Here is a 12,645-nt window from a genome sequence, read left to right as displayed (position 1 = left end):
CCGTGGGTGAGTACCCGCGACGCGGGTTAAGACCTTTCGCTCCGGGCCAGCCAGCCCTCTAGCAGATAGCTCGCCGCGCCGGTGACGGTCCAGACGACCACCGCGATGGCGAGTTTGACGAGCAGGCTGATGCCGGGCGCGAAGAGGAGTTCGTATCCCTGTGCGAGTACCAGAAAGGCAAGCGCGCCGATCGCGCCCCAGAGCAGCCCCGATTTCGTGCGCGGGCGCACTACTTCGCGGCGATGACCTCGATTTCGACGCCGACGCCCTTCGGCAGCGCGCCCGCCTGCACCGCGCTCCGGGCCGGCGGCTCCTCGTCGAAGTGGTCGGCGTAGGTCTCGTTCATCTCGTCGAAGTCGTCGATGTCGGCGAGGAATATCGTCGTCTTCACCACGTCGCTCAGCTCGCAACCGGCCTCGGCGAGCACGTTCTCGACGTTGTCGAGGACGAGTTCGGTCTGCTCGGCGATCGAGGCGTCGGCCCGCGAGTCACCGTCGGGCGTGAACGGGATCTGGCCGGCAGTAAAGACGAGCGAGTCGGTCGCAACGGCCTGGCTGTACGCGCCGACCGCCGCGGCCGCGTCGTCGGTCTCGATGATGTCGGACATACGATCAACCCGATGGCGGGCGTCCTCAAACCCCTTTCCACTCAGACGAGCACCTCGGGCGCGTAGCCGTTGGCTTCGAGTTCGTCGAGCAGGTCGGCGACGTGCTCCTCGCCACGGGTTTCGAGGTCGATTTCGACTTCGGTCGCGGTCATGCCGCTGTCTCGCGAGGTGCGGTCGTGCTGGATGGCGTAGATGTTCGCGCGCTCGTCGGCGATGATCTCCAGTAAGCGTTCGAGCGACCCCGGACGGTCTGCGAGCGTCGTCCGGAATCGGAGATACCGGCCCGACTCGACCAGCCCGCGCATGATCACCGTCCGCAGCATGTTGAGGTCGATGTTGCCGCCACAGAGCACCGGGACGATGACCTCGTCGTCGCTGTACTCGAACGCCTCGGCGAGGATGGCGGCCATCGGCACCGCACCCGCACCCTCGATGAGTGTCTTCGAGCGTTCGAGCAGCGTCGTGATGGCGACGGCGATCTCGGGGTCCGAGACCGTCACGACCTCGTCGACGCGCTCTTCGATGATGGGAAAAGTCTGCTCACCCACGCGACGGGTAGCGATGCCGTCGGCGATGGTGTCGACCCCGTCGATTGCCTGCACCGCGCCCTTTTCGAGCGACTGGGCGACGCTCGATGCGCCCTCGGCCTCGACGCCCACGACCCGCGCATCGGGCGCTGTCGCCTTGATGGCGGTGGCGATGCCCGCGATGAGGCCGCCGCCACCGATGGGGACGACGACCGTCTCGACAGTTGGAAGGTCCTCGACGATTTCAAGACCGATGGTTCCCTGGCCGGCCATCACTCGTGGGTCGTCGAAGGCGTGGACGTAGGTGCGATTTTCGTCGGCTTCGATGTCGTGGGCGCGAGCCTGCGCCGCGTCGTAGTCCTCACCGTGGAGGACGACCTCCGCGCCGTAGCTCCGGGTGGCTTTGACCTTCGCAATCGGGGCGTGTTCGGGCATCACGACCACGCTATCGACGTCCGCGCGCGTGGCCGCGAGTGCGACACCTTGGGCGTGATTGCCCGCGCTCGCGGTCACGACACCCGCGGCCTGCTCGTCGTCGGTGAGGGTGGCGATGCGATTGCTCGCGCCACGGATCTTGAACGAACCGGTGCGCTGGAACACTTCGAGTTTGGGGTGGACGGCAGCGCCCGAGAGGTCGGAAAACGAGTGAGAGTGTTCGAGCGGTGTGTGGCGGGCGACGCTTTCGACGCGCTCGCGTGCCTCGCGGATGTCGTCGAGACCGAGCATACGCCGAGTGCGTCGCTCTTCGGTATAGGTCTTGCTGGAAACGGCGGTGGAGAGCCGCCAAAGCGTGTGACGCATCCACCCTCCGTGGCCGACGTTCATCAATGCGCGGCAAGCGGAGTGAAAGTGAACGTGTCGGTCGCGGTGCTGCGGCGGCCGCGGCTGCGTGGCGGTACGGCCGCGGTAGCGGTACTGTGCGGTCCTGGCGGGTGAAGGGTGAGGCGCACCGGTGTGAGCGGAGCGAACACGCGACCGCAGGGAGCGCGCCGAGGGCTTCGGCGGTGCTGTGCGGCTCGGTGGTTACGGTGGTGGATACGTCCGTGCGAACGGACGTAAGCGTGGTTCACCGCGAGTGAGTCGAAGACGAACGAGCGGGTGTTTTTAGTCCAGGTTTTTGCGACGAGTGGTCGGCGAACGGAGTGAGCCGACCCGAGGAGTAAAAAAGTGGGTTGTGTCTAGTCGCTCTGGATGCGGGGCGCGAGCATGTAGGTGACGCTCCCCTCGGCTTCGGCGACGTCGAAGTGGAGTTTGACGGGGAACTCCTCGCCCAGATCGATGGTGACCTCGGCGTCGCCGGGGATGGCCTTGTTCATGTCCTTGAGGTAGTCGAGGCTGAACAGCGAGTGGGCCGGTCCCACGGTGAGGTCGATGAGGTCCTCTTGGTCCAATTCGAAGTGCACATCATCAGTATCGCCTTCGGCATCGACGTAGAACTGTTCGTCTTCCTCCTCGACGCCGAGCGCGATATGATCGGAGACCATGTCGGCGGCCTTCACGGCGCGATTGATGTCGCGGCCTTCGAGGACGATCTTCGCGGGGAGGTCGAGGTCCGGGATGTCGGGTTCCTGCCGGATGGAGTCGGGGTCGATGAGCGCGAGCGTGTATTCGAGACCATCGGTGGAGATGTGGAGCTTGCGAGTCTCCTCGTCGAGTTCGAGGTGGACGAGATCGTCAGTGCCGGCCATGCCCGCGATGTCCTGCAGTCGGGAGAGATTGACGCCGATGACGCCGCCGTCGGCCTCGTAGGATTCGAAGGCGTCGGCAGAGAGCGTCAGGTCGACCATGCCCACGTTGGCGGGGTCCACAGCACGAATGGCGATCTCGTCGTCGTTGAGGTGGAGTTTGCACTCTTCGACGAGCACACTCACCGAATCGAGGGCCGTCCGGAGCGTCCCCGCGCTCACGATGGCGTTGAACATGGCATCGGTACGGACAGCCGGGTTATAAAAGATGTGCGTTCGATCCGTCGAGCGAAGGGCGTTTACGCGCCCGTGGAGTAGCCTCGCCGATGGCGCGCCGGGACGAATACTACAACAAGGCAAAACAGCAGGGCTACCGCTCGCGGTCGGCCTACAAGCTCCAGCAGTTGGACGAGACGGCGGACCTCTTCACCGATCGCAGCACCGTGATCGACCTGGGCGCGGCACCCGGCGGCTGGCTCCAGGTCGCGGCCGAGCGCGCACCGGAGGGTCGCATCGTCGGCGTCGACCGCCAGCGCATCGAAGCGATCGACGGCGTCGAGACCCGCCGTGGCGATCTCACCGACGAGGACGTCAGGGCGGAGCTGAAGGCCGATATCGGCGAGGCGGACGTCGTGCTCTCGGATATGGCCCCGAACATGAGCGGCGAGTACGACCTCGATCACGCGCGCTCGGTCCATCTCGCCCGTCAGGCCCTGGACGTGGCTCGGGAGGTACTCACACCGGGCGGCGACCTCGTCGTAAAGGTGTTCGACGGCCGCGACCTCGACGGTCTGGAGGCCGACATCGAAGGGGAATTCGAGTACGTCAGAACCGTGCGGCCCGACGCCTCGCGCGACGAATCTTCGGAGCTCTACCTGGTCGGCAAGGGCCGCATGACCGCCCCCGTCGAGGTCGGCGACGAACTGGAAGTCGAGATCACCGCCACGGGCGAGGAGGGCGACGGGATCGCCAAAGTCGACGACTACACCGTGTTCGTCTCCGACGCCGAGGAAGGCGAGCGAGTACGGGTTCGCATCGCGGACGTGAAACCACGGTTTGGCTTCGCCGAGCGCGTCGACTGAGGCCGCACGCCCGTCGAATCGGCGTTCGTCCCGGTTGCAGAATCTCCACTCGAAACGAAGGGGTTGGCGGTGTCGGAACCCGGCGCAAGTGGTCGATTACTGCGTGCGGAACGCGCGGTCGCCGGCGTCACCGAGTCCCGGCACGATGAAGCCGTTCTCGTCGAGGCGGTCGTCGATGCTCACGGTGAGAAGGTCGGCCTCGGGGAACCGTTCGCCGACCCGAAGCAGGCCGTCGGGGGCGCTCACCGCCGAGAGCACGAACAGGTCCTCGGGTTCGGGCGCGTCGGCGAGGACGTGTTCAAGGACGGTGCACATCGTCGAGCCGGTGGCGAGCATCGGATCGGCGACGATGACCGTGTCGTTTTCGGTGATTTCGGGGAGTTTCGTGTAGTCGATCGAGATGGGAAACTCGCCGTCGGTCATGCCGGCTTCCTCGTCCCGGCCGGCGCTGATGACGCCCTGTTTCGCTCGTGGAAAGGCCTTCAGCAGCCCCTCGACGAACGGCGTCGCCGCGCGGAGGACGTTGACGATGACGACATCGTCGAGACCCTTGACGCGCTCGCCGGTGGTCTCGGCCAGCGGTGTCTGAATCGAGACGTACTCGGTCTCCATCGCGCCGTCGATGATCTCGTAGCCACAGATGCGCCCGAGTTTGACGAGTCCCTTCCGGAAGGCGACCTGTTCGGTCTCGGTGCTTCGCAGCCGTGAGAGCGTGTCGCGTGCGAGTGCGTGGGTGATGAGCGAGGCCGAATCGCGCTCGGAGATGGGCATGGTAGAGCGGATTGCCGCGCGCGTATAAAATCACCCATCAACCGCCGACTCAGCGCAACACGGCCAGATAGGTGATCGCCGCCACGACCAGTGCCGCGAGCGCCACCGTTCGAATCGAGAAAGCGAGCACGCCGAGCAGCGAGAGCCCCCAGACGACGATCGTGCCGAAGGCCGCCGAGAGCAGCAGATCGAGCACGATCAACACGCGGATGTCACCCTCAGAAGCCATTTGTTCGTAGTACCGGACACATCGACTTATATCGTCGGTCGAGGAGTGAGTGACACGGACCCGTGGCCGACACGATATACGTGCGTGGCCGCCACACTCGAAACCATGAAGCCCACGAACCGCCACGGAACACCGGTCGATTCGGTGCCGTTCCTCGTCGTCGGTTCACTCGCCTTCCTCGTGAGCTTTTCGTACGGACCGGTCTATCTGCTGGCGCTCGGTCTCTCGCTCCCCGTGGCGCTCGCCCTGTCGGGGATTCTCTTCGTGCTCGCTACGGGCACGGCCTACCATCGGATGGTGCTGACCACGCGCCCGGAACTCCATGGCGAGATACCGCCCGAGCAGCGCCTCCGCCGACTGATCCGTGCGGTCACGGTCGTCGTGGCGCTACTCGCGCTGCTATCGCTGCCGTTTTTCGTGCCCTGACATATGATCCACCTATGCGCGAGGTCAGCGCGTCGCGGTTCGTCCGGGCGACGCCGGCGACGGTCGAGCGGGCGCTCACGCCCGCCGCCCTCGTCGAATACGAGGGGAGTTTTACCGTTCACGGGGTCGAGGACACCGAGGACGGCTGGCTCGTCGTCGCCGGCTCTCGGGGAATGGAACTCACGCTCGCCTTCGAAACCCGCGAGGCGGGACTGGTCTACGAACAGCGCGGTGAGGGGCCACTGGAGACGCTCGAAACCACGATCACCTACGAGGCGAAAGACGAGGGAGCGAGAGTGTGGATGCGCTCGACGGTGAGCGCCGGGCTCCCCCTTCCAGCCATCACCGACCGCGTGGCCGCGTGGAAGCGCCGTGGCGAACTCCGACGGGCGCTCGACCGTCTCGCCACCGACGTGGAGTGACGCTCCTGTGTCGGTCGCGCACAGCCCCACTCGATTTATGCCGTCGCCGTCCGAACGAGTGTCATGGGAATCATCGACACGGTATCGGAGACGCTGCAGGCATCGACCGAATCGGCCAACCGCGGCGGCGGGAAGGGTGACGGCTCGAAGGGAGCCTACTGGTGTCACGACTGCGCCGAGCGGGTTCGTGACGTCGACGTCGAGGGCGACGACCCGCCGAGCTGTCCCGATTGTGGCGACGAGATGGACTTCGAGCGCTCGCCCGCTTCGACCGGTTGTGCCTGCTGAACCTCGACACCGGCCGGCGGTCGTTTAAGTGAGTGCGAATCGTTCTCGTGTCATGGCGCTCGCAGACCGCATTCGATCCTACCGCGAACTCGTCGAGGAGTGGCTTCATGGACTCTATCACGGCATGATCGAGGGACCCGCGTTCGAACTCATCGAAAAGGAGGCCGAGGACACCGACGACGTGTTCATGCTCGCGTGTTTCGCCGACGCTTTCGGAATCCCGAGTCCAGTTTCCTACTATACCGCTGAACTTCTGCCGTATCTCGCCGAGGAGTTCCAGGGCTGGGAGCGCCGGCTCTGGGACCGTGACACGCTCATCGAGCGCAAGGGTCAGCAGTACCACTTCTAGATGAACGAGTTCGTCTTCTTCGGCGGGAAGGGCGGCGTCGGCAAGACCACCGTCTCGTGTGCGTACGCGCTCAAGTGTGCCCGTGCAGGGCTCGACACGCTTGTGGTCTCGACCGATCCGGCCCACAGCACTGCGGACGTATTCGACCAGGAGTTCGGTGACGACCCCCGGCCGGTCGAGGGTCACGATGGCCTATCGGCGATGGAGATCGACCTGGACGAGGAGGTCTCAGAACACCTGATGGAGACCAAGCGCGCGCTCGCCGATCAGGTGAGTCCGGCGATGGTCAACGAGATCGACAGACAGATCGAACTCGCCCATCGCACCCCCGGTGCACACGAGGCCGCGCTGTTCGACCGGTTCATCGACGTAATGCGCGAAAGCGATCACGACCGCGTGGTGTTCGATACGGCACCAACGGGGGGAGCGCTCCGCTTGCTCTCGCTCCCGGAGTTCCTCGAAGACTGGATCGACCGCCTCATCGCAAAGCGCACCGAGAGCATCGACCTCTACGAGCGAGCGGCCATTGGCGACCGCGAGGCCCGCCGCCGAGTCGAAAACGACCCCATCATCGAACGCCTGCGCGAGCGAAAGGAGATGTTCGAGTTCGCCGGCCACGCCCTCCGCGAGCGGGCGACCTTCTTCCTCGTGATGAACCCCGACGAACTCTCGCTGCGCGAGACTTCTCGCGCGCTCGACGACCTCGACGAGTACGGACTCTCCGTGGGTGGGGTTCTCATCAATCGACTGACGCCCGAACCCGACGACGACGAGACCGGTCGCGGCGCACGCTACCTCCGCGACCGGTGTGCGACCGAACGCGAGCGCGTCACACAGGTCCGCGAGACGTTCGCCCCACCCGTGCTCGGAACCATCGAAACCCGCGTCGCCGAGGTCAAAGGCGACCTGCTCGCGGACGTGGCCGCCGAACTCGACATCGCACCCGAATCGACCACCTGAGTACGTTTCGTCGGGCGAGCGAAGAAACCTAGAACAACGTTTAAGATGTTCCATTCCGTCGGCTGTTGTGGACAGTTATCATGGTTCAGATCATCTGGATGGTCGCCCTTTCGCTCGTCACGTTCAGTATCGGGTATATCGGCTACTCGCGCTATCTCGCCAGGTTCGTCGAACTCGACGAGGAAGCCGAAACCCCGGCACACAAATACGAGGACGGTCAGGAGTACGTTCCGGCGAAAAAACCCGTTCTGCTCGGACACCACTACTCGTCGATCGCGGGTGGGGCACCGATCGTGGGGCCCATCACGGCGGGCGTGGTCTGGGGGTGGGTGCCGGCGTTGCTCTGGATCGCCATCGGCAACCCGATCCTCGGCGGCGTCCACGACTTCGTCTCGCTGTCGAGCAGCCTGCGCCACGAGGGGAAATCCATCGGCTACATCATCGGCGAGTACGTCGGCACCCGCGGCAAGGACATGCTGCTGTGGTTCGCCTTCCTGACCATCGTGCTCGTCGTCGCGGTGTTCGCGCTGGTGGTCTCGATCGTGTTCAACGCCTATCCGAGCGCGGCGACCGCGAGCATCCTCTACATCGCGCTCGCGTTCGTCTTCGGCGTCTATCTCTACCAGCTCGATCTACCCTTTATTCTCGGTACCGTGGTGTTCGTCGCCGGCGTCTTCGCCAGCGTCTTCGTCGGCATCGAGTTCCCGCTCGCGCTGTTCCCGGCCGGCGCGGACGCCTCGTATCCGGCGGGCACGATGGTGCTCTTCGGCGGCGGATCGTGGATTCCCGGTGCGGCGAGTCTCGGCGCGAACACCGCGGCGTGGGTGCCAGTCATCATGATCTACGGCGGTCTCGCCTCGGCGCTCCCAGTGTGGATGTTGCTCCAGCCGCGTGACTATCTTTCGTCGTTCTTGCTGTATGCGGGCGTCGGCGGCGCGCTGCTCGCCATCATCGTCGGCACGTTCCTCGGCACGTCATCACAGCCGCTCACCATCGAACTCGCTGCGTACAAGGGTTTCTGGGGCGGCGAGTTCGGCCCGCTGCCGCTGTTTCCGCTGCTGTTCGTGACCATCGCCTGTGGCACCATCAGCGGCTTTCACTCGCTGGTCTCCTCGGGGACGACCGCAAAACAACTCAACAAGGAGACCGACGCCCGCACCATCGGGTATGGTGGTATGCTCGGTGAAGGACTGCTGGCGACGCTCTCGCTCGCAACGCTTGCGGTTGCGGCACAGACGCCGGCCGGCGGCGGTATCGGTCTCGCACTCCCGAACTTCGCCACGGGTGGCGGCATCATCCTGACGAGTTTCGGCATTCCGACCGAGTACGGCGCGCCGTTCATGGCGCTGGTGTTGGTGAGCTTCCTGCTCACGAGTACCGACACGGCCGTGCGCCTCGGGCGATACATGTTCGAGGAGATCGTCGAGACGCCCGAGACGAACGTCGAGAAGGCCGCGACGAACCGCTACGTCAACGCCCTCATCCAGATCGTTCCCGCCTACGTTCTCGTTTCGAGCGGGAGTTGGGCCGACCTCTGGCCGCTCTTCGGGGGCGCGAACCAGCTGCTCGCGGCGCTCGCGCTCCTGACCGCCACCGTCTGGCTCGCCAACTGGGACGAGTCCAAACAGCTCGTTTCGACGGGCGTACCGATGGTGTTGATGTCCGCGGTCACCGTCCTCGCGTTGCTGTATCTCGCTCTGGTACAGAACTTCGCCCAGAAGTTCCTCGACCCGTCGTGGATGGCCGAGGCGACGATCGCGTCGATGGCGTCGGCGGTCGTCCAGATCGCCATCGCACTCGTCCTCGTCGGACTCGCTTTGGCGCTCGTTCGCATCGGCTACGGCAATATCCGGGCGGCCCGTGGCGAGGGTGGGGCGGTCGCGGCCGACGGGGGTGAGAGAACCAGCGGTTCTCGAACGACGAAAGACGAGTGAGACGAGTCGTTCGGCAGTGAACCGAGCGACGACTGAGTTCGTGTTCCGGCCGAACGGTTATCCTCCAAAAGCGTTATTTCGCCGTGTGAACACGACTCGTTCTCGGGTGCTCGCCGCGACCGCCGGCAGCCTCGTCGGCGGCGCGACGTTCGTTTGGCTCGTCGCCGACGTCGCGCTCGCCAGCACCATCGCTCTGGCGTGGGCGGTCGGGGTTCGACTCACGTTTCGCTACCGATGGCTGCTTTCGATGCGGGGCGAGACACGCCGTGCGTCCGTTTGGTCCGGCGCGTTCGCCGCGCTCGTCACCCTCGGTGCGTTCTTCGGCGTCGGTCCGTCGCTCCCGCTGTCAGCCGAACTCCGCCTCGCGCTCGGGCTGTTGGTCGTCGGTGTCGGCTACGCATCGATGACCCTCGGAGTGGCGATGACGACTGTCCGTGCCGACGCATCACGCGAGTCGTGGGAGACGACCGAGACGGAATCGTCCTGATTCACGCACCGGTGGCGAGTGCCAGCACGCGATAGAAGCCGAAACCGACCAGCCCCGCGCCGACGAGCGAGACGAGCCACGCCAACACGGTGAACCCGATTTTGCGCGCGGAGACGCCGGCCGACCCCACCACGAGACCGCTACCGATCACGCTCGAAATGATGATGTTGTTGAACGAGATGGGGATGCCGAGCGCGATGGCCGCCTGGGCGATGATGAACCCCGGAATCAGCGCGGCGATCGACCGCCGTACCCCGAGTTGCGAGTATTCGCGTGAGACGGCTTGGAGGAGGCGTGGCGACCCCATCCACGCGCCGAGCAGGATGCCGATTGCGCCGAGCGCGAGCAACAGGATGCTTGGCGTACCGAGCGAATCGAACAGCGGTTCGAGGGGTCCCGTGGCGAGACCGACCTGACTCCCACCCGAGGAGAAGGCGACGATCGCACCGAGACCGATGAGGAATTTCCTGATGCCCGCGTCGACCGAGGCGTGCATCTCGCGGCGCAAGGCGACGAAGACGAGCGCGCCGAAGGCGAGGCTCACGACCACGCCGATAAGGTCGTAGACGCCGAAGAGGTCGATGCGACCGACGCGCTGCGAGACGAAGCCGGCGAGCGTCCCCTGTCCATCAGGACCGGGGAAGATGGCGAGCCTGACGTTCGCGAGGATCACCCCGACGATACCCGCGAGCGCCGGCACGCCGACCTCCTCGGGGACGTCGTCGCGGCGTAACAGGGTCGCGGTGCCGTAGGCGATGGTCGCCGAGACGAACGGGACGGCGATCCAGAACAGTCCGAGGCGCTGGTAGGTATCGAAGGCTGGCGCGCCGCCGAGCGAGAGACCCGCGCCGACGATGGCCCCGGTGGTGGCGAACGCCGCCGGAATGGGGTAGCCGGTTCGCACGCCGACCGCGATGAACGCCGCCGAGGTGAGCAGGCCGGCCGCGGCCGCCAAGGGAGAGATGGCGACGCCGTCGATGAGGTCCTTGCCGACGGTTTCGGAGATGCTTCCCCCTTGGGCGATCGCGCCGAGCGCGGCGAACACGCCGATGAAGAAGGCCGCGCGCATCGTCGGCAGCGCGTTCGCGCCGACCGCCGGGGCAAAGGGTGGCGAGTTCGACGAGGCACCGAGCGCCCACGCCATCCCGAGGCTCGCGAGCACCGCCACGCCCACCACGAGCAGCGGTGCGGACGATTGGAGGACGACCGTCACCGACGGTGCTCCCGGAACCGTACTCTCCGCGCGGACGCACCGTTCGTCGACCGACCTTCGGGGGTCGTGTCCATTACCATCAGTTTCCGCGCAGGAAAAAAGCGTTGTCGCCGGTCCGACCCCGCGAACGCAAAAGACCTATGCGCGCGTGGCGGCCAGTTCGGGCCATGAGTCGGACGGAATCGGCCGCCACGGACCTCGATTTCGGTGATTCGGGGTTGGTGACGGTCGTCGCACAGGACGCCACCAGCAAGGAGGTGTTGATGGTCGCCCACGCCTCGCCCGAGGCCGTCGAGCGCACCCGCGAGACCGGTCTCGCCCACTATCACTCGCGCAGCCGCGACGAACTCTGGCAGAAAGGACAGTCGAGCGGCCACGTCCAGCACATCGAGGAAGTCAGAGTCGACTGCGACGGCGACGCCCTCCTCTATCGCGTCGCACAGGAGGGCGGGGCCTGTCACACGGGCCACGAGAGCTGTTTCTACCGCACGCTCGACGGCGAGACCGTCGGCGAGCGCGTCTTCGACCCCGACGCCGTGTATGACTGAGCGCGCCGAGGACCTCGCGACCGAACTGGCCGCGGCACACGAGGAGTACGAAGCGCTCGAAGCCGAGATCGCCGACCACGGCGAGGACGACCTCGAAGCGCTCGCCGACGCCCACGACCGCGCGACGACGCTGCTCGACAGGTACGAAGACCGCGCCACCGGCACGGGCGATTTCGAGGGGTTCATCGAGTTTCAGGAGTCCTTCGACGCGCTCGTCGAGGGTCTCGACGGCGACCTGCCCCGGCGTGAGGCGTTCGGGGACGCGAACGACCGTTTCGACAAGCGCCGCCTTTCGTCGAGCGACTTCGCGGCCGCCCGCGAGGCGCTCGCCCCGGTCGGGGAGCGCGTCGAACTGCTCGACGAACGCGAAACCCGTCGCGAGCGCTATCGGGAAGCCCGCCGGCGCGTCCTCGGCCGTCAGAATGACCTCGCGGACGACATCGCCGATCTGGAGCGCCTCGGCGCACTCGCCGACGTCGATCTCGACGCGCCGGTCGGCGACCTCCGGGAGACGGTCGAGGGTTACAACGACCGGATCGAAGCGGCGTTTCGCCGCTTTCGTGGGGAGGCGAGCGCGCGCGAGGTCTTGGCGTTCGTCGAGCGCACCGAACAGTACCCGCTCGTGCCGTTTCGCCCGCCACCAGACGACCTCCGCGAGTACGTCGAGACCAGTCCCGTGGGCACCGAATCGCTCACCCAACTGCTCGACTACGCCGACTACTCGCCGTCGAAACTCGGCCACTACGTCGACGACCCCGAACGACTGCGGAAGAACGTCGCCATCCACCGAAGCTATCTCGATGGACTCGACGCGACGGCGCTCGAGATCGACTGGCCACCGCCACCCGCTCGGGAGTGTCGGTTCCTGCTGCGCGAACTCGTCGCGGTCGTCGGTCGGTTCGCCCCCGACGAGGTGGTGAGTCGGCTCCACGATCTCCGTGAGTTCGCCCGCAACGAGCGCTACGAGCGCCTGCGACGCGTCGCAACGGCGCGCGAGGAACTCACCGAACGCGACCGCGAGCGCATCAAGAATGGAGCGGTCGAAGCGGACCTCGAAAGTGCCAAGCGCGAGCACGAACGGCTCACGGAGGCGCTGTCGGCCCATCCGGGTCCCTGA

At 65.9% G+C, this 12,645-nt stretch carries 17 protein-coding genes; 10 read left to right on the top strand and 7 right to left on the bottom strand.

What is annotated here, in order from left to right; translation table 11 throughout:
• Positions 1 to 26 precede the first annotated feature (26 nt).
• The 4 genes from ACP97_RS12295 to ACP97_RS12280 form a co-directional block, all read right to left on the bottom strand.
• Entirely contained in the window at positions 27 to 230 is a 204-nt protein-coding gene (locus ACP97_RS12295) for a hypothetical protein (protein WP_049998093.1), read from the bottom strand.
• Positions 230 to 607 carry a Rid family detoxifying hydrolase gene (locus ACP97_RS12290; protein WP_049998092.1) on the bottom strand — a complete coding sequence of 126 codons (378 nt, stop codon included), beginning with the start codon at positions 605 to 607 and terminating at the stop codon, positions 230 to 232. Before ACP97_RS12290 ends, ACP97_RS12295 begins: the two co-directional genes overlap by 1 nt.
• Before the next feature lie 41 nt (positions 608 to 648).
• A complete protein-coding gene (gene ilvA / locus ACP97_RS12285) occupies positions 649 to 1,860 on the bottom strand; it encodes a threonine ammonia-lyase (RefSeq protein ID WP_049998506.1) in 1,212 nt (403 codons plus the stop codon).
• A gap of 452 nt (positions 1,861 to 2,312) precedes the next feature.
• A complete protein-coding gene (locus ACP97_RS12280) occupies positions 2,313 to 3,056 on the bottom strand; it encodes a DNA polymerase sliding clamp (RefSeq protein ID WP_049998091.1) in 744 nt (247 codons plus the stop codon).
• 89 nt (positions 3,057 to 3,145) lie between these two features.
• On the opposite strand from ACP97_RS12280, the gene ACP97_RS12275 reads away from it, so the two are divergent.
• Positions 3,146 to 3,901: a 23S rRNA (uridine(2552)-2'-O)-methyltransferase gene (locus ACP97_RS12275; RefSeq protein ID WP_049998090.1), complete on the top strand. Its 756-nt coding sequence runs from the start codon at positions 3,146 to 3,148 to the stop codon at positions 3,899 to 3,901.
• A 96-nt stretch (positions 3,902 to 3,997) separates the two neighbouring features.
• On the opposite strand, the gene upp is transcribed toward ACP97_RS12275, so the two are convergent.
• Together upp and ACP97_RS12265 are read right to left on the bottom strand one after the other, a co-directional pair.
• Positions 3,998 to 4,672: a uracil phosphoribosyltransferase gene (gene upp / locus ACP97_RS12270; protein ID WP_049998089.1), complete on the bottom strand. Its 675-nt coding sequence runs from the start codon at positions 4,670 to 4,672 to the stop codon at positions 3,998 to 4,000.
• 49 nt (positions 4,673 to 4,721) lie between these two features.
• On the bottom strand, positions 4,722 to 4,901 hold the full coding sequence (locus ACP97_RS12265) for a hypothetical protein (RefSeq protein ID WP_049998088.1): 180 nt from the start codon (positions 4,899 to 4,901) through the stop codon (positions 4,722 to 4,724).
• Between the two features lie 105 nt (positions 4,902 to 5,006).
• Between ACP97_RS12265 and ACP97_RS12260 the strand changes: the two genes are divergently transcribed.
• From ACP97_RS12260 to ACP97_RS20460, 7 genes are all read left to right on the top strand, one after another.
• A complete protein-coding gene (locus ACP97_RS12260) occupies positions 5,007 to 5,327 on the top strand; it encodes a hypothetical protein (RefSeq protein WP_049998505.1) in 321 nt (106 codons plus the stop codon).
• A 14-nt stretch (positions 5,328 to 5,341) separates the two neighbouring features.
• Positions 5,342 to 5,749, top strand: a complete 408-nt coding sequence (locus ACP97_RS12255; protein ID WP_049998087.1) for an SRPBCC family protein — start codon at positions 5,342 to 5,344, stop codon at positions 5,747 to 5,749.
• Between the two features lie 63 nt (positions 5,750 to 5,812).
• A complete protein-coding gene (locus ACP97_RS12250) occupies positions 5,813 to 6,037 on the top strand; it encodes a hypothetical protein (protein WP_049998086.1) in 225 nt (74 codons plus the stop codon).
• 52 nt (positions 6,038 to 6,089) lie between these two features.
• The gene (locus ACP97_RS12245; RefSeq protein ID WP_049998085.1) at positions 6,090 to 6,386 is read left to right on the top strand and encodes a hypothetical protein; all 297 of its coding nucleotides are present in this window, start codon (positions 6,090 to 6,092) and stop codon (positions 6,384 to 6,386) included.
• Positions 6,387 to 7,346, top strand: a complete 960-nt coding sequence (locus ACP97_RS12240) for an ArsA family ATPase (RefSeq protein WP_049998084.1) — start codon at positions 6,387 to 6,389, stop codon at positions 7,344 to 7,346.
• Between the two features lie 80 nt (positions 7,347 to 7,426).
• Positions 7,427 to 9,280: a carbon starvation CstA family protein gene (locus ACP97_RS12235; protein WP_049998083.1), complete on the top strand. Its 1,854-nt coding sequence runs from the start codon at positions 7,427 to 7,429 to the stop codon at positions 9,278 to 9,280.
• 85 nt (positions 9,281 to 9,365) lie between these two features.
• A complete protein-coding gene (locus tag ACP97_RS20460; RefSeq protein WP_202593606.1) occupies positions 9,366 to 9,767 on the top strand; it encodes a sterol desaturase in 402 nt (133 codons plus the stop codon).
• A gap of 1 nt (position 9,768) precedes the next feature.
• On the opposite strand, the gene ACP97_RS12225 is transcribed toward ACP97_RS20460, so the two are convergent.
• Entirely contained in the window at positions 9,769 to 10,911 is a 1,143-nt protein-coding gene (locus tag ACP97_RS12225) for an inorganic phosphate transporter (RefSeq protein WP_049998504.1), read from the bottom strand.
• A gap of 236 nt (positions 10,912 to 11,147) precedes the next feature.
• Between ACP97_RS12225 and hisI the strand changes: the two genes are divergently transcribed.
• Entirely contained in the window at positions 11,148 to 11,528 is a 381-nt protein-coding gene (hisI, locus tag ACP97_RS12220; protein WP_049998081.1) for a phosphoribosyl-AMP cyclohydrolase, read from the top strand.
• Positions 11,521 to 12,645 carry a DUF7118 family protein gene (locus ACP97_RS12215; protein WP_049998080.1) on the top strand — a complete coding sequence of 375 codons (1,125 nt, stop codon included), beginning with the start codon at positions 11,521 to 11,523 and terminating at the stop codon, positions 12,643 to 12,645. Before hisI ends, ACP97_RS12215 begins: the two co-directional genes overlap by 8 nt.

Origin of the sequence: Halococcus sediminicola (genome assembly GCF_000755245.1) — an archaeon.
Classification (GTDB): domain Archaea; phylum Halobacteriota; class Halobacteria; order Halobacteriales; family Halococcaceae; genus Halococcus; species Halococcus sediminicola.
Note: the sequence above shows the minus strand (reverse complement) of the source record. Positions and strands in the feature narration are given on the sequence as shown.

What these genes read in the sequence shown, in the direction of transcription:
- ACP97_RS12290 (WP_049998092.1), bottom strand. Translation starts at nt 607, where the DNA reads ATGTCCGACATCATCGAGACCGACGACGCGGCCGCGGCGGTCGGCGCG.
- ilvA (WP_049998506.1), bottom strand. Translation starts at nt 1,860, where the DNA reads ATGCTCGGTCTCGACGACATCCGCGAGGCACGCGAGCGCGTCGAAAGC.
- ACP97_RS12280 (WP_049998091.1), bottom strand. Translation starts at nt 3,056, where the DNA reads ATGTTCAACGCCATCGTGAGCGCGGGGACGCTCCGGACGGCCCTCGAT.
- ACP97_RS12275 (WP_049998090.1), top strand. Translation starts at nt 3,146, where the DNA reads ATGGCGCGCCGGGACGAATACTACAACAAGGCAAAACAGCAGGGCTAC.
- upp (WP_049998089.1), bottom strand. Translation starts at nt 4,672, where the DNA reads ATGCCCATCTCCGAGCGCGATTCGGCCTCGCTCATCACCCACGCACTC.
- ACP97_RS12265 (WP_049998088.1), bottom strand. Translation starts at nt 4,901, where the DNA reads ATGGCTTCTGAGGGTGACATCCGCGTGTTGATCGTGCTCGATCTGCTG.
- ACP97_RS12260 (WP_049998505.1), top strand. Translation starts at nt 5,007, where the DNA reads ATGAAGCCCACGAACCGCCACGGAACACCGGTCGATTCGGTGCCGTTC.
- ACP97_RS12255 (WP_049998087.1), top strand. Translation starts at nt 5,342, where the DNA reads ATGCGCGAGGTCAGCGCGTCGCGGTTCGTCCGGGCGACGCCGGCGACG.
- ACP97_RS12250 (WP_049998086.1), top strand. Translation starts at nt 5,813, where the DNA reads ATGGGAATCATCGACACGGTATCGGAGACGCTGCAGGCATCGACCGAA.
- ACP97_RS12245 (WP_049998085.1), top strand. Translation starts at nt 6,090, where the DNA reads ATGGCGCTCGCAGACCGCATTCGATCCTACCGCGAACTCGTCGAGGAG.
- ACP97_RS12240 (WP_049998084.1), top strand. Translation starts at nt 6,387, where the DNA reads ATGAACGAGTTCGTCTTCTTCGGCGGGAAGGGCGGCGTCGGCAAGACC.
- ACP97_RS12235 (WP_049998083.1), top strand. Translation starts at nt 7,427, where the DNA reads ATGGTTCAGATCATCTGGATGGTCGCCCTTTCGCTCGTCACGTTCAGT.
- ACP97_RS12225 (WP_049998504.1), bottom strand. Translation starts at nt 10,911, where the DNA reads ATGGCGTGGGCGCTCGGTGCCTCGTCGAACTCGCCACCCTTTGCCCCG.
- hisI (WP_049998081.1), top strand. Translation starts at nt 11,148, where the DNA reads ATGAGTCGGACGGAATCGGCCGCCACGGACCTCGATTTCGGTGATTCG.
- ACP97_RS12215 (WP_049998080.1), top strand. Translation starts at nt 11,521, where the DNA reads ATGACTGAGCGCGCCGAGGACCTCGCGACCGAACTGGCCGCGGCACAC.